The 14993-nt window shown below is 32.4% G+C and carries 14 protein-coding genes; 7 read left to right on the top strand and 7 right to left on the bottom strand.

Features of this window, described 5'->3' with window-relative positions; translation table 11 throughout:
• Positions 1-213: 213 nt before the first annotated feature.
• The 4 genes from ychF to C4S29_RS01795 form a co-directional block, all read right to left on the bottom strand.
• On the bottom strand, positions 214-1305 hold the full coding sequence (ychF, locus tag C4S29_RS01810; protein ID WP_103912415.1) for a redox-regulated ATPase YchF: 1092 nt from the start codon (positions 1303-1305) through the stop codon (positions 214-216).
• A 99-nt stretch (positions 1306-1404) separates the two neighbouring features.
• Positions 1405-2973, bottom strand: a complete 1569-nt coding sequence (locus tag C4S29_RS01805) for a glycoside hydrolase family 10 protein (RefSeq protein ID WP_103912414.1) — start codon at positions 2971-2973, stop codon at positions 1405-1407.
• A 68-nt stretch (positions 2974-3041) separates the two neighbouring features.
• Entirely contained in the window at positions 3042-4370 is a 1329-nt protein-coding gene (locus C4S29_RS01800; protein ID WP_103912413.1) for a TlpA family protein disulfide reductase, read from the bottom strand.
• Positions 4371-4374: 4 nt separating this feature from the next.
• Positions 4375-5463, bottom strand: coding sequence for a pseudouridine synthase (locus C4S29_RS01795; protein ID WP_103912412.1), 1089 nt, complete (start codon positions 5461-5463; stop codon positions 4375-4377).
• Between the two features lie 83 nt (positions 5464-5546).
• Between C4S29_RS01795 and C4S29_RS01790 the strand changes: the two genes are divergently transcribed.
• Positions 5547-5870, top strand: a complete 324-nt coding sequence (locus tag C4S29_RS01790; RefSeq protein ID WP_103912411.1) for a translation initiation factor — start codon at positions 5547-5549, stop codon at positions 5868-5870.
• Between the two features lie 125 nt (positions 5871-5995).
• On the top strand, positions 5996-6850 hold the full coding sequence (locus C4S29_RS01785) for a nucleoside phosphorylase (RefSeq protein ID WP_103912410.1): 855 nt from the start codon (positions 5996-5998) through the stop codon (positions 6848-6850).
• Between the two features lie 207 nt (positions 6851-7057).
• On the opposite strand, the gene C4S29_RS01780 is transcribed toward C4S29_RS01785, so the two are convergent.
• Complete coding sequence (locus tag C4S29_RS01780) at positions 7058-7612, bottom strand: DNA-3-methyladenine glycosylase I (protein WP_103912409.1); 555 nt, start codon at positions 7610-7612, stop codon at positions 7058-7060.
• Positions 7613-7752: 140 nt separating this feature from the next.
• On the opposite strand from C4S29_RS01780, the gene C4S29_RS01775 reads away from it, so the two are divergent.
• Positions 7753-8052, top strand: coding sequence for a hypothetical protein (locus C4S29_RS01775; RefSeq protein WP_103912408.1), 300 nt, complete (start codon positions 7753-7755; stop codon positions 8050-8052).
• A 98-nt stretch (positions 8053-8150) separates the two neighbouring features.
• A complete protein-coding gene (locus tag C4S29_RS01770; protein ID WP_103912407.1) occupies positions 8151-8954 on the top strand; it encodes an enoyl-ACP reductase FabI in 804 nt (267 codons plus the stop codon).
• Between the two features lie 67 nt (positions 8955-9021).
• On the opposite strand, the gene C4S29_RS01765 is transcribed toward C4S29_RS01770, so the two are convergent.
• Positions 9022-10125, bottom strand: coding sequence for a M14 family metallopeptidase (locus tag C4S29_RS01765; protein WP_103912406.1), 1104 nt, complete (start codon positions 10123-10125; stop codon positions 9022-9024).
• A 349-nt stretch (positions 10126-10474) separates the two neighbouring features.
• Between C4S29_RS01765 and C4S29_RS01760 the strand changes: the two genes are divergently transcribed.
• Positions 10475-11563 carry a TerC/Alx family metal homeostasis membrane protein gene (locus C4S29_RS01760; protein ID WP_103912405.1) on the top strand — a complete coding sequence of 363 codons (1089 nt, stop codon included), beginning with the start codon at positions 10475-10477 and terminating at the stop codon, positions 11561-11563.
• Between the two features lie 271 nt (positions 11564-11834).
• Positions 11835-12365 (top strand): helix-turn-helix domain-containing protein, encoded by a 531-nt coding sequence (locus C4S29_RS01755; RefSeq protein WP_103912404.1) that lies wholly within the window; start codon positions 11835-11837, stop codon positions 12363-12365.
• Positions 12366-12406: 41 nt separating this feature from the next.
• On the opposite strand, the gene C4S29_RS01750 is transcribed toward C4S29_RS01755, so the two are convergent.
• Positions 12407-13060 carry a CoA transferase subunit B gene (locus tag C4S29_RS01750; protein WP_103912403.1) on the bottom strand — a complete coding sequence of 218 codons (654 nt, stop codon included), beginning with the start codon at positions 13058-13060 and terminating at the stop codon, positions 12407-12409.
• 118 nt (positions 13061-13178) lie between these two features.
• On the opposite strand from C4S29_RS01750, the gene C4S29_RS01745 reads away from it, so the two are divergent.
• Entirely contained in the window at positions 13179-14966 is a 1788-nt protein-coding gene (locus C4S29_RS01745) for an ABC transporter ATP-binding protein (RefSeq protein WP_103912402.1), read from the top strand.
• The last annotated feature ends 27 nt before the right edge of the window (positions 14967-14993 follow it).

Raw genomic sequence — 14993 nt, 5'->3', positions numbered from 1 at the left:
TTCTGTCATTTAAAAAACCCTTTCAGCGTTTGAAACGCGGAAAGGGTTAATATAATATAGATGGTAATTTTTAGGAAATAAACTTTCTTTTCCGCTAAAAGTTGCGCCCCGGCTTGAGTGGAACTCTTTTTTTAAAAAATTTTAAAGCATTGTGATTGTAAATTTTTTAAAAAAAAGTGGGAACGGAAGACGGATAAAGGCGCCCAAAAAATTCTAAACATTAAATCTAAAATTCATCATATCGCCGTCTTGAACGATGTATTCTTTGCCTTCGACGGCTAATTTTCCTGCTTCTTTTACTTTGGCTTCAGAGCCGTATTTTATGAAATCTTCATATTTAATGACTTCTGCACGGATGAATCCTTTTTCGAAATCGGTGTGAATAACGCCGGCTGCTTGTGGCGCGGTGAAGCCTTTTTCAATCGTCCATGCGCGAACTTCTTTTACGCCTGCGGTGAAATAGGTTTGTAATTTCAATAAATGATAGGCTTGGCGAATTAATCTGTTTACGCCTGGTTCTTCTAAACCGAGTTCTTCTAAAAACATTTGGCGTTCTTCGAAAGTGTCTAATTCATTAATATCGGCTTCAATTTGTGCGGCTAAAACGATGGTTTCTGCATTTTCTTTTGCTGCCATTTCATCAATTTTCGCCAACCATGGATTTCCGTTTTTTATGGAATTTTCATCTACGTTGCAAACGTAAAGAATTGGTTTATTGGTTAATAACTGAACTTCGCTCATCACTTTTAAACCAAAATCATCGGTTTGAAATTCTCTGGCATTGTTGCCTTCTTCTACAAATTCAGTAAGTTTAACCAAAGTTTCATAAGTTAAAACGTCTTCTTTTTTACCAGATTTTATGTGTTTTTTGGCTTTTTCAACGGCTTTGTTTAGGACTTCTGCATCTTTCAGTTGTAACTCGATATCAATAATATCTTTGTCGCGCAAAGGATCTACAGAACCTTCTACGTGAATAATATTGTCGTTTTCAAAGCATCTTAAAACGTGAATAATCGCTTCACATTCGCGTATATTTGCTAAAAATTGGTTGCCCAAACCTTCGCCTTTACTTGCGCCTTTAACCAAACCTGCGATATCTACAATTTCAACAACTGCAGGTAAAACGCGTTCTGGATTTACCAATTTTTCCAATTCAAAAAGTCTTGGATCGGGAACGGAAACGGTTCCTACATTCGGCTCAATGGTGCAAAAAGGATAGTTTGCAGATTGCGCTTTTGCATTGCTTAGGCAATTAAATAAAGTTGATTTGCCTACGTTTGGTAAGCCGACGATGCCACATTTCATATTTTCAGATTTGAGATTTAGAGATTTGAGACGTGAGACTTTTTACTCTAAAATTATTGGGTGCAAAGATAATGATTTTAATGTATTATAAATACGATTCTAGTTTACAATTTCTGCAACATAGGGGCTTTCATTTCCTAGTTTTCCGACAGATTTTATGGCAACTGCGCTAAGGTTTTTTCCCAATTTATTTTGTTCTAAATTTTTTGATAAAATATCCGGAGTTAAGATTTCTACCGCCCAAGTTTCACCATATTTTGTGTAAAGAAGCCATTCGCGAACATTCTGTAAATCTTGGGAAGTCCAATTAACTATAATATTATTTTGATTTTTTACTAAAGAAATTTCTGGTTTTTTTAGAGTTCCTGTTTTCAGCCAAGGCGTTTCCGGAACTAAAGCCTTCTCTTTGTAAGGGCCATTTTTTAGAGCAGAAGTCATGGCAGAACTTTTAGATAATCCTGCGATGCTGTAATGAATTTCACCTTTGCTTGCTGGCAAAATCTTTCGAACAGAATTTATTTCATTTACGATTTCAGTTGGACCGTCGCTTACTTTTGGTTCTACTGTATTTAAACCCGGCCAAAGGTGTCGGTTTTTTGTATTTTCAGATTTCCACCAATTTAAAAGAGAATTAAAATTTTGGCCTGGCGAAGAAATTGGCCAATATAATTGAGGTGAAAAATAATCCATCCAACCTTGGTTTAGCCAAAGTTTAGCATCTGCAAATAATTCGTCATACTGGGAAGAACCCACCACATCAGCAGGGAAACCAGATTTCCAAATTCCAAACGGACTGATGCCAAATTTCACGTCATTTTTTTGAAGTTTAATTTCTTCGTAAATGCGTTTTACAAATTTATTCACATTTGCTCTTCGCCAATCTGCGCGGCTTAAAGTGCCGCCGGTTTTCAAATAATTCTTCCAAGATTTTGTATCTGGGAAATCTCGTCCACCGTTGTATTCTTTGTAAGGATAAAAATAATCATCAAAATGAACGCCGTCTAAATCATATCTTGCAACTAAATCTTTTACGATTTCTGAAACATGATTTTGTACATTTTCGCTAGCTGGATCCATCCAGTAAGTTCCATTTCTCAATTTAACTACATCATCGGACATTTTTTTAACCAAAGATTCAGAGTTAATTTTGCCACCAGTTGTGTGATAAGCGCGAAACGGATTAAGCCAAACATGCAATTCTAGGCCTCTTTTATGCGCTTCAGAAATCCAAAATTGCAAAGGATCGTAATATGGATTGGGCGCTTTTCCTGTTTGACCCGTTAAAAAATAAGACCAAGGCTCTAGTTTGCTTTCATACAAAGCATCTGCAGAAGGTCTTGCTTGGAAAATGACCGCATTAAAATTATTGTCTTTTAATAAATCTAAAAGTTGAATGGCTTCTGCTTTTTGCTGCACAGTCGTTAAATCGTTTCGGGAAGGCCAATTGATATTCGCCACTGTAGCCACCCATGCTGCGCGAAATTCTCGCGGAACTTCTGGTAAATTTAATTTTACAACTTTAGGTTCTACTTCTTTCTCAACGGCAGGTTTTATTTCTTTTTTTTCTATTTTTTTGCGGGATTGAACGGCTGTTTTTTTAGTCGCGCAAGAATTAAGTAGAAAAATAAATAGGCCCCCAAGAAGCGTTTTGAAAAGAAGTTTTAGCATGGCGCAAAAATAGAAATTTATCTTTAGCGCGACATTAAAAAAATAGTATTAATCTTTAAACTAAAAAACTACTTTTTTTTCATTTTTAAAATTTCATTAACCAGCAATTTTTGGTTAAGATTTTTTACGATAACATTACCGTTTTTGTCTAATATAAAAAATGTAGGCGTGCCACTGATTGGTATTATATTGGGAATTGAATCTTTATCGCTACCAGAAGTAAGATTTACCCAATTTTCTAGATGACTATTGGTGATAAACTGCTGCCATTGGCTTAAAGCGCCAACATATAGAATTGCAATTTTATTTAATTTTACTTTATATGTGCTTTCTAACTCGTCGATTATTTTTACTTCTTTCGGTACATTTTCTATGCAATGTTCACAATTTGGATCATAAAATATTAAAATAGTAATATTTTTATGGGTTGCTAAATATGAATTAAAATCGAAAATTTTTCCAGCCGTATCTTTCACTTTAAAATCTGGGAGCGGCTTATCTAAAGGTAAAACTTCATTTTCCTTTAATTGAAACTTAATTTTTTCAATATCGCTAGCGAACATTTTTTTACATTCTGTTGTATTGAGGTAATTTTTAAGAATGTATTGGTATTTATCTTGGGTGTCTTCTGCAGAAGAGTTTCTATATTGTAAATTTTTAAGAATCCAGTTGAGATAAAACTTAAAATTGGCATCAGTGCAATTCAAATCTTTGAAAATCGCATCTAAATAATTATCAGAATTATTAAAATATTCATTTAAAAATATATACGAATTTGGCATAATTGCAATATTTTTATTAGAAAATTTTATAGCGTTTTCGGTATTTTTTATTGCATTTTCTAAATTTACTTTATCGTTTGCTTGCAGTCTTACCATCTCAAAATGAAAAAAAGTTTGAACGCCTTCATCAGGATATTTTGCCAATATTTGTTGTGCTAAAAATATCTTTTTATGCTTATCATTTTCCTTTTGATAATTTATAAAATCCTTGTTTAAATCATCATCTACAGTGATATTTTGCAATTGGTTGCTATCTAGTTTTCCATTAATTTCAATTCCATTTTTCAGAAAAAGCATGATATTATTACCCGCAGTTTGCGTAGATAATAAAACGGGGAAACTGATGATTCTATTTGATTTTCTTAATAGTATTTTTTGCTTTTGGCCGGTAGTTTTTGCACTGTCTAAAGCAAAAGTTGTCTTAATATTTCCAGTACATACTTTTAAAGAAAGTGCCTTAATGTCACTATTTTCGGTATTAATTGAAATTGTGTAGCCGTTTTTAGAAGTTATATTTTTGGTAACTTTACTTTTAAGATTAGTAGACTTCTTTCTCTGCTGGGCGGAAACTAAAAAAGCAAATAATAATAAACCAAAAACAAATACTCTATTCATTTTATTACAACATTTTTAAATTGTTTACTTCCTGTTCTGTTAAAATTCTCCAATGGCCGCGTTTGATATTTTTTTTGGTAAGACCCGCAAACATTACACGATCTAAAAGTTCAACTTCATAGCCCAATTTTCTAAAAATTCTTCTCACAACTCTATTCCAACCGATGTGAAGTTCGATTCCCACTTCGTTTTTGGGTTTTCCTTCGATGAAGGAAACGCTGTCTACTTCAGCAATACCTTCTTCTAAACGAACGCCGTCTTTTATTTGTTGTAAATCTGCATTCGTTAATTTTCTATCTAGAGTAACGTGGTAAATTTTCTTTAAGTGAAATGATGGATGTGTTAATTTCTTTGTAATATGCCCATCATTCGTCAATAAAATAACGCCAGTTGTTTGCCGATCTAATCTTCCGACCGGGAAAGTTCTGTACGGCGAGGCATTTGCAACCAAATCCATTACAGTTTTTCTGGCTTTTTCATCTTTGGTTGTAGAAATATAGCCTTTTGGTTTATTTAATAAAACATAAACAGGTTTTTCTGGCGTGATGCTGTTGCCGTCAAAAACAACTCTATCGGTTTTTTCAACTTGATAACCCATTTCTACCACAACCTTTCCGTTTACTTCTACCAAACCTTGCGTGATGAGTTCGTCTGCTTCTCTCCTACTGCATATACCAGAATTGGCGATATATTTATTTAATCTGATGGTATCTTTTGGAACTTCATTTGCCAATTTTTCAAACCTTCTTTTTAAAACAAAAGATTTGGTTTTTTCGGCAGACATATCTTTTCCAAAATTTTTATCGTAGTTTTTAAAAACTTTTTTCGGACCGGCTTTGTAATCGCCTTTTTCAAATTTCGAACTGCTATCAAAAGATTTGCCTACCCTTTTACCAGAACTTCTGCTTGGAGATTTTGTAAAAGATTTTTCAAAAGCGTTCACTTCAGAATTATTTAAAATTCTCGGTTCTCTTTTTTCTATTTTTTTCTCAAACTTTGGTTTTGATGGTTTTTCTGATCTTTCAGAACCTCTAGAACCAGATGGTTTTGAAGATTTTCTATTATTTGAGGAAGGTTTGCTGTCTCTGGGCATTGTCTTGATATTTTTGCAAAGGTAAGGATTTCGCTACGATATTTTTTATTAGTAAATTTACATTTTTAAGCCAAAAAATTAAAATGGATTTAAGAGATCAACTAAAAAATCTTTTCCCGGAGCATGAAGAGCAAGATTTTGAAATGCCCGAAGAAAAATTTGTGCAAAAAGAACCCCTTATTTGTAAATTTGAAAAAAAAGGAAGGCATGGAAAACCCGTTACCTTAATAGAAGGTTTTGAGGGAAGTGAAGCAGATTTAAAAATTATTTCTAAAAAAATAAAAATTAAATTAGGAATTGGCGGTTCAGAAAAAGATGGAACCATCATTATACAAGGCGATAACCGAGATAAAATAATGGTAATGTTGAAAGAAATGGGTTATAAAACAAAAAGAGTTGGAGGTTAAATGATGATTGATGAAAGATGATTGATGAATGATTTTAGAAATTGTGTTTCACTTTCGATTGTAAAGTCTTAAAATCTATTATCTATTCGTCTATGATCTCTTAATAAAAAATTAAATAAAAAATTATGATAAATAAATTAGCGGCATCCGAATTGGTTTTAAATCCAGACGGAAGCGTGTATCACTTAAATATTTTGCCAGAAGATTTGGCAGATAAAATTATATTAGTTGGCGATCCTGATCGTGTGCCGAAGGTTTCAAAATACTTTGATACTGTTGAAGTTAAAAAAAATAAACGTGAGTTTTACACCGAAACAGGAACTTTGCGCGGCGAAAGAATTACCGTAATGTCAACCGGAATTGGTACGGAAAATATTGACATTGTAATGAACGAGTTGGATGCTTTGGTAAATATTGATCTTCAGAAAAAAGAAATAAAAACCGAGCATAAAAGTTTAAATCTCTTCCGATTGGGAACTTGCGGCAGTGTAAATCCAGATATTGAAGTTGATAATTTATTGGTAACAGAAAACGTGGTTGGTTTAGACGGACTGCTCCATTTTTACCAAGATTACCATTTTGAAAATGAATTTTCTAAAAATTTCATGGCTGGTTTTCCTTATGAAAAAATAAAAGGAATGCTTTATTTTTCAGATTGGTCTAAGAAAAATTCTGAATTGTTTAAAGATGCAAAATACATCGGGAACACCGCTACTTTTCCTGGTTTTTATGCGCCGCAAGGAAGACAATTGCGTTTAAGAGCATTAGACGATCGATTTTTAGAACAATTAAATGAACTCGGTATTTCTAACTTTGAAATGGAAACTTCCGCCATTTACGGTTTGTCTAAATTATTAGGCCATGATGCCACTACAATTGCGTGTGTGATTGCAAACAGACGCCGCGGCGAATTTTCTGCCGATCACAAAAAATCCGAAAAAATGATGATAGAATGGGTTTTAGAAAGAATTATAAAATAGAAAAATGCCCCAAATATTTAAACTCTATATCGGATTAATTGCTTTTTTAATAAGTATCTTATTGTTCGTTTATGGCGAAGGAGAAATTTTAAGTTTTCTGCGCGGATTTCTTCTAGCCGTAGGAATCGTCTTCATTGTAAGATATTTCCTTGAAAAAATAAAAAAATAATTTTAAACCGTCTCAAAATAGAATTTGAGACGGTTTTTTTATTTCGCAAAACATGATTCTAAATGGTCATTCACCAAACCAGTTGCTTGCATGTGTGCATAAACAACAGTAGAACCAAGGAATTTGAAACCACGTTTTTTTAAATCTTTAGAAATTAAATCAGAAATTTCGGTGGTTGCAGGAACTTCTTGTAGTGTTTTTGGATGATTAATAATCGGTTTTCCACCCACGAATTTCCAAATATATTTAGAAAAAGTTCCGAATTCTTTTTGAACTTCCTGAAATTTTTGCGCATTATTTATAGTTGCTAAAATTTTTAATTTATTACGGATAATTCCGCTATCAGTCATTAAATCATCAATTTTTTCTTGCTGATATTTTGCGATTTTTTTATAATCGTAATTATCGAATGCCGATTTAAAATTTTCTCGTTTTTTTAAAATCGTGTACCAACTTAATCCTGCCTGAAAACTTTCTAACAGTAAAAATTCAAAAATCGTAGCGTCATCATAAACTGGTTTTCCCCATTCTTCATCGTGGTATTTTCGGTAGAGATCATCTTTTTCAGACCAATTGCATCTTATTTTTTTCATTAATTATTTTAAGGCTAAAATTAATTAAAATAAAACATTCAATTTTCCCTTTAATTAATGAATAAAAATTAATGGAATAGTATTTGAATTTAAAAGACCAATAAGATCTTTATATATTAACTAAAAAAATAATTTATTTTATGGAAAATCAAGATTACAACAATGCGGAAAATGCAGTAAATGAAGCGAAAAATTCACTAAAAGATGCCGCAAACGATGTAAAATGGAAAGTAAACGAAATGGCAGATAAAGCAAAAGCCTACATAAACGAGCAAAGAAATAAAGACCAAGAAGCCACAAAAGAAGGTTGGCTAGACCGTGCAAAAAGTAATATTTCTGATGCTTGGGAAAACACCAAGGATGCTGCAAATGATGCTTGGGAGAATGCCAAAGACGCGTCTGTAGATGCTGAAGCCGAAATTAAAAAGGCCACAAATTAAGCCTCTAATTAATATTAAAAAAGGAACTGGAAAAATTCAGTTCCTTTTTTTTATGATTAAGTCATAAAATATTTTAAATTTGTAAAAAACTATAGTTTATGTCCAACGGATTATTAAAAGGAAAAAAAGGAATTATTTTTGGCGCATTGAATAACCAATCCATTGCGTGGAAAGTGGCCGAAAGATGCCACGAAGAAGGTGCAGAATTTATACTATCCAACGCTCCCATCGCAATGAGAATGGGTGAAATGGATGAATTGGCCGCAAAAACAGGCTCTGATGTAATTGGCGCGGATGCTACTTCTTTAGAAGATTTGAATAAATTATTTGATGCTGCAATTGCAAAATTTGGTAAGTTAGATTTTATTTTGCATTCCATCGGAATGTCTGTAAACGTGCGAAAAGGCAAACATTACACAGATCTAAACTACGATTGGTTACAAAAAGGCTGGGATGTTTCTGCAGTGTCTTTTCATAAAGTAATGCGCGTAGCGTGGGAAAAAGATTGTATGAATGAATGGGGTTCTATTTTAGCATTAACTTATATTGCAGCGCAAAGAACATTCCCAGATTATAATGATATGGCAGATAACAAAGCATATTTAGAAGGAATTGCACGTAGTTTTGGCTATTATTGGGGCGAGAGAAAAGTTCGGGTAAATACGATTTCGCAATCTCCGACTGTAACAACTGCTGGTAGTGGTGTAAAAGGTTTTGGTGGCTTTTTAGGTTATGCAGAAGCCATGTCTCCACTTGGAAACGCAAATGCCTTAGATTGCGCTAATTATTGTGTGGCCATGTTTTCTGATTTAACAAGAATGGTAACGATGCAAAATTTATTTAATGACGGCGGCTTCAGTTCCGCTGGTGTTACGCAAAAAGTAGTTGAAAGATTCGAATAAAGATTACTAAAAATATTAAAAATACCTTCAAATTTTTTGAAGGTATTTTTTTATCTCAAAATTGTTTTTAAATTATTTCAAAATTCTGAATTTCATTTAGTTTTGGAAATTTTTTTTCAGATTTAAAGAATTTTCCCGTACAATCTATTTCTTTCCAGCCTTTCTTTTTGCCCAAATCACCCACTTCTACTACAATTGGCGTGAATTCAATTTCGTCTCCACCTTTATACTCTTCCCGAAACTGAATTGCCACATCTAATATGCAATGAAAATCTGTATTTAGTTTTACATTTCTATAAATAACATCGAAATGCGTCTCCCTATTTTCAGGAATTTCGAAATAAGTTTCAAAATTTTCTGTGGAATCTTTTAACTCAATCATTCCAGAAATGGCGTAATATAGAGCAATTGTATAAAATTTTCTAGTTTCATTTCGGATATAATCATTTTGAAAATGACCACCTTCAAACAAAATTGTTGGAATACCCATTTTCATCAAATTATCTCCTACTGAATTGGGATAAAATTCATCAGAATAGCGCCCAATCTGATTTTTTAATTTAATATCTAATCGATTATAAATGAATGCAATAATGGCCATACTTTTCTTTCTAGTCTGAGTAATTTCGCGTTCAATATTTTCTGACGGAGAGAGAAAAGAAAGCGTTGCAGGATGAATGCCATCTGTTGTAAAAATCGTTCGTTGATCGTGCAGATTTAGAGCATAATCATAATTCCCGGTTTCTATTAATTGCTTTAAAATCTTAATTTCTAAACTAGATTCCTGATTAAAATCTCTATTCAAATCAATATCTAAAGCATTTCTGCGCGTCCATTTTTCGCTACCATCTGGGTTTAGCATAAAAATAAAATCTAAAGAGATTTGATTTTCTAATTCTAATTTCAATTTTCTATCCTGTTCAATGGAATAAAGCAAATCTAACATTGCAAGAGTCGCTGTAGATTCATTGCCGTGCATTTGCGACCAAGCGGCAATTCTCAATTTTCCTGTTCCGAAAGAAAATTTGAAGATAGGCTGGTGCAGCGTGGAACTTCCAACTTCCGAAATATAATCGCCATAATTCTCTTGTAAGAAAATAAATAATTTTTTTGGGGAAATATAACGCTGTGGGAAAAGGGCATTTTTCCGATAAGTAAAATCTTCATTCATTTTTATCAATTTACATTTTTCAAATTTAATCTATTTTATAAAACAGTCAAAATAATACATTTGTAAATTTATTAAACAAAGCAAAATGACAGTTTGTCTGTTGATATTATTGTTAATTGCATTATTTATAATTAAAAATCATATATTACTTTAAATCAATTCTTTATAAAATTTATTTAAAGTTTAATATTAAAATAAGTTTAAGTGGAAAAGTTGCAAGTTTTAGCCATTTGTAGAAAAGACACATAAACAAGTTATGCACAAATAAAATTAAACTTCTAACGATTTTACATTTGTAATATTTTAGTTTAAATTGGATTTAAGTTATCTTTGTGATTAAAGTTTTTAAATGAGTAGTGAATTAATATTTTTGCTTGGCTTTCTTCTTTTTATAGGATTGCTCTTGGCATTTGACTTGGGATTATTAAGTAAAAAAACCGAAAATATTTCGCTTAAACAGGCCGGCGTGATGAGCTTTGCAGTGGTTGCGTTGGCAATGGTTTTTTACTTTTTTCTACTTACCTATGGGCATCTTATTCATGGCATTGGTAATATTGCAGAATTAAAAAGTGTCATTCTTAAGCACCATCAACCCGTTAAGGTTATTGATTCAGACTTTCAATCTAGTTTAGACTTATATAATCAAAATTTAGGTTTAGAATTCTTGACCGGTTATGTAGTTGAATATGCACTTTCTGTGGATAATATTTTTGTAATTATGCTTATTTTCACGTCGTTTAATGTGGTTCAGAAAAACTACCATCGGGTTTTATTTTGGGGTATTTTAGGTGCAATTGCAATGCGCTTTGCGTTTATTTTTTTAGGTGCCGCTTTAATCACCAAATTTGAATGGATTTTATACGTGTTTGGCGCTTTTTTAATATTCACCGGTGTCAAAATGTTTATCGATCGCAATAAAGAAGAAACTATCGACACGCACCATCATCCTGTTGTAAAATTTGCAAACAAATATTTTAAAGTGCACAATCATTTTGTGGGCGATAAATTTTGGGTAGTCATAAACGGAGTTCGTAAAATCACACCACTCCTTTTGGTTTTAGTAATCGTAGAATTTACAGATTTAATCTTTGCAGTAGATAGCATTCCAGCCATATTTTCGGTCACAAAAGATCCTTATATCGTATTTTTTTCTAATATTTTTGCCATCATCGGTTTGCGCTCCATGTTCTTTTTATTGGCCGGTGTTATAGATAAATTAAGGTACCTAAAAATAGGCCTTGCTGCTTTGCTAACGTTCATCGGTTTGAAAATGATTTTACATAGCCAAATGGACGCATTAGGCTTCAAAACAACCCATTCGTTGCTAATTATTATTGTTATTTTAGGCAGCAGTATTGTAGCCTCGCTTCTAAATCCTGTGAAAATAAAAGATAGAAAATTAAAATATGATCCAGGCGACGAAGATAGACGATACTAAAATCTTGATATCTTTTACAATTAAACCTCAGTAAATTGAGGTTTTTTTATTCTAACAGATTTTATTTTATAAATATTTTCTCACAAAACTTTGTTTCAATTTATTAAATTACATTAGTTAATTATTTATTTTTAAATATTTTTATCTTTAACTTATTACTAATGAATATTTTATAATTCTATTTACATTTGTAATTAACATTTGTTACAAATGTATTTTTATTAAAAAATTTAATGTTTTACATTTGTAATTCATTAAAATAAATTTAGAAATGAATTTGAATGATCGAATTGGAAAAATTTTGGAATACAGTGGTTTTACATCTTCTGAATTTGCAGATGAAATTGAAGTGCAACGCTCTAGTATTTCACACGTCACTTCTGGTAGAAATAAACCGTCTTTAGAATTTGTAACCAAAATAAAAGCAAGATTTCCAGAAATCAGTTGGGATTGGCTCATTAATGGCGAAGGTGAGATGATTTTGGTTTCAAAAAAATCCGAGTTAGAGGAAAGTGCGAAAAATGAGAACCCTAAAAAACCAGTTGCACTACCCGACTTATTTAGTCTAATTGATGACGACCAATTTGGTATCACTGAATCTGAAGATAAAATTAAAAAAGAAACGCCACGAGAATTCTCTATTCCGAATAAAGATGAAGATAAAATGAAAATAAGCGATTCTCAACGATTAGAGCAAAATTTTGATAAAAATAATTTGCAATCAACTGATAATGAAAAAGTTATATTAAAAAAAATCGTGATGTTTTATTCCAATGGAAAATTTGAAAGTTTTGAGCCTTAAAATTAAATTTGAAAATTTAAATTCTTAATTTTCTTTTTTATTTAAAATTGCATTTCAGGGATTTCACCATCAATAATTAAATCCGCTTCGGTTGCATTTATAATATCATCCACAGAAACGCCGGGCGCTCGCTCTAAAAGTTTAAAACCATTTGGCGTAACTTCTAAAACCGCTAATTCTGTAACTATTTTTTTCACACAATTTACGCCAGTTAAAGGTAAAGTACAATTTTTCAAAATTTTAGATTCACCTTTTTTATTAACGTGCATCATCGCAACAATAATATTTTCCGCAGAAGCTACCAAATCCATCGCGCCGCCCATTCCTTTCACCATTTTCCCGGGGATTTTCCAATTGGCGATATCACCTTTTTCGGAAACTTCCATTGCGCCAAGAATAGTAAGATCTACTTTTTGACTTCTAATCATACCAAAACTAAAAGCAGAATCAAAAAAAGAGGCGCCCGGAAGTGCCGTAATTGTTTGCTTTCCAGCATTAATTAAATCGGCATCTTCTTCACCTTCAAAAGGAAAAGGACCCATTCCAAGCACGCCATTTTCACTTTGAAATTCAACGTTAATGTTGTCTGGAACATAATTCGCAACCAAAGTCGGAATACCAATTCCAAGATTAACATAATAGCGGTCTTTCACTTCTTTCGAAATTCTTTGGGCGATTTGTTCTTTTGTGAGCATAATAAAATGTTGTATTGCAATTTAAAAAAAATTCAATTAATAATAAACCACAACCGAAGAAAATTCAACAAAAAGCAAGTAATTTATCAGTATTTTTGCAACTTACTATTTTAAAAGAATGAAAACATTATTAAGATATTTAAAACCTCACAAATGGTTGCTTTTCCTTTCCTTATTTTTAGCGACTGTGAACCAGGTTTTCTCTCTATTTGGCCCTGCAATTACTGGAAATATTCTAGATCAGTTGGTTACACATCCTAATTTTTTTGACACCGCAAAAAAAATACCCAGAACTTTAAACGAATTTTTTTATGGGACGGATTTGTACCACGGCGTTTTTTATTTTCTTGGTTTATTAATTGGAACTGCGATGGTAAGTAGAATTGCAAAAGCATTTCAGGATTATGTAGTGAATGTGATTACGCAAAAATTTGGCGCAAATATTTTTACGGACGGTTTGCAGCATTCTATGGCGTTGCCTTATCAAGAATTTGAAGACCAAAGAAGTGGCGAAACTTTGTCGATTTTAACCAAAGTTCGGGAAGATTCTGTGAAATTTATCACCAATTTCATCAATGTGTTTTTTGGGATTTTGGTAAGTATCATCTTCGTTTCCATCTACGCCATTCGTTTGCATTGGTCGATAATGCCAGTTTATGTCGTTGGGATTTTAATCATTTCTTTTATCACCAATTTATTAAGTAAAAAAATAAAACACATACAAAAAACAATCGTTACCGAAACCAATAGTTTGGCTGGAAGCACCACAGAAAGTTTGCGTAATATTGAGATTGTTAAAAGTTTAGGATTAACGAAACAGGAAGTTAAACGTCTGAATAACAATACTTACAAAATATTAGGATTAGAACTGAAGAAAGTTAAAAACATACGATCTTTAAGTTTTATACAAGGAACGATGGTGAATTTTTTGCAGCAAACCATCACTTTTACATTATTATTTTTAATATTTAAAAACATTGTAACACCAGGTCAATATTTATCTTTAGTTTTTTATGGTTTCTTTATTTTCGGACCTATGCAAGAAATTGGCAACATCATTATTTCTTATCGTGAAGCGCAGGCTTCTCTGCATAATTTCGATCAATTGATGAAAAAACCGGTAGAGCAAAAACCTCAAACCCCAAAACAAATTGGTGCGATTGAAAAACTAGAATTTAAAAATGTGTCATTTAAACACCAATCGGCTTCTTTCAAAGCGTTAAACGATATTTCTTTTGAAGTAAAAAATGGTGAAACAATAGCATTTGTTGGGCCAAGTGGCGCTGGAAAAAGTACTCTTGTTAAATTATTAGTAGGACTTTACAGACCAAAAGAAGGTGAAATTTTTTATAATAATATCAACGGAAAAGAATTTGATTTTGATGAACTTAGAAATCAAATTGGCTTTGTAACGCAAGACACGCAACTTTTTGCGGGCACGATAAAAGAAAATCTTTTGTTTGTAAACCCAAATGCAACAGACGACGATTTGCAAATGGCTTTACAAAAATCTAGTTGTACAGGATTAATTGCAAGAGCCGACAACGGAATTGAAACCGTAATTGGTGAAGGCGGTTTAAAATTAAGCGGTGGCGAAAAACAAAGAATTGCCATCGCAAGAGCCTTATTGAGAAAACCACATTTGCTTATTTTTGATGAAGCCACTTCCGCTTTAGACAGCATTACAGAAGAAGAAATTACTTCTACGATAAGAGAAATTTCTAAAGAAAAAGAACAAATCACCGTTCTTATTGCTCACAGATTAAGCACCATTATGCACGCTGACCGAATCTACGTGCTAGAAAAAGGACAAGTGATAGAAATGGCTTCACACGAAAATCTTTTAGCCGAAAAAGGTTTGTATTATGCGATGTGGCGACAACAAATTGGGGAACGGAAGGTTTGAAAAGTTGACTTTAATTAGGCGATTTAA

Source organism: Halpernia humi (assembly GCF_900108025.1).
Classification (GTDB): domain Bacteria; phylum Bacteroidota; class Bacteroidia; order Flavobacteriales; family Weeksellaceae; genus Halpernia; species Halpernia humi.
This window is presented reverse-complemented; position numbering and strand designations above follow the sequence as displayed.

Excerpts from the sequence above, each read along its gene's own strand:
- ychF (WP_103912415.1), bottom strand. The coding sequence starts at position 1,305 with ATGAAATGTGGCATCGTCGGCTTACCAAACGTAGGCAAATCAACTTTA.
- C4S29_RS01805 (WP_103912414.1), bottom strand. The coding sequence starts at position 2,973 with ATGCTAAAACTTCTTTTCAAAACGCTTCTTGGGGGCCTATTTATTTTT.
- C4S29_RS01800 (WP_103912413.1), bottom strand. The coding sequence starts at position 4,370 with ATGAATAGAGTATTTGTTTTTGGTTTATTATTATTTGCTTTTTTAGTT.
- C4S29_RS01795 (WP_103912412.1), bottom strand. The coding sequence starts at position 5,463 with ATGCCCAGAGACAGCAAACCTTCCTCAAATAATAGAAAATCTTCAAAA.
- C4S29_RS01790 (WP_103912411.1), top strand. The coding sequence starts at position 5,547 with ATGGATTTAAGAGATCAACTAAAAAATCTTTTCCCGGAGCATGAAGAG.
- C4S29_RS01785 (WP_103912410.1), top strand. The coding sequence starts at position 5,996 with ATGATAAATAAATTAGCGGCATCCGAATTGGTTTTAAATCCAGACGGA.
- C4S29_RS01780 (WP_103912409.1), bottom strand. The coding sequence starts at position 7,612 with ATGAAAAAAATAAGATGCAATTGGTCTGAAAAAGATGATCTCTACCGA.
- C4S29_RS01775 (WP_103912408.1), top strand. The coding sequence starts at position 7,753 with ATGGAAAATCAAGATTACAACAATGCGGAAAATGCAGTAAATGAAGCG.
- C4S29_RS01770 (WP_103912407.1), top strand. The coding sequence starts at position 8,151 with ATGTCCAACGGATTATTAAAAGGAAAAAAAGGAATTATTTTTGGCGCA.
- C4S29_RS01765 (WP_103912406.1), bottom strand. The coding sequence starts at position 10,125 with ATGAATGAAGATTTTACTTATCGGAAAAATGCCCTTTTCCCACAGCGT.
- C4S29_RS01760 (WP_103912405.1), top strand. The coding sequence starts at position 10,475 with ATGAGTAGTGAATTAATATTTTTGCTTGGCTTTCTTCTTTTTATAGGA.
- C4S29_RS01755 (WP_103912404.1), top strand. The coding sequence starts at position 11,835 with ATGAATTTGAATGATCGAATTGGAAAAATTTTGGAATACAGTGGTTTT.
- C4S29_RS01750 (WP_103912403.1), bottom strand. The coding sequence starts at position 13,060 with ATGCTCACAAAAGAACAAATCGCCCAAAGAATTTCGAAAGAAGTGAAA.
- C4S29_RS01745 (WP_103912402.1), top strand. The coding sequence starts at position 13,179 with ATGAAAACATTATTAAGATATTTAAAACCTCACAAATGGTTGCTTTTC.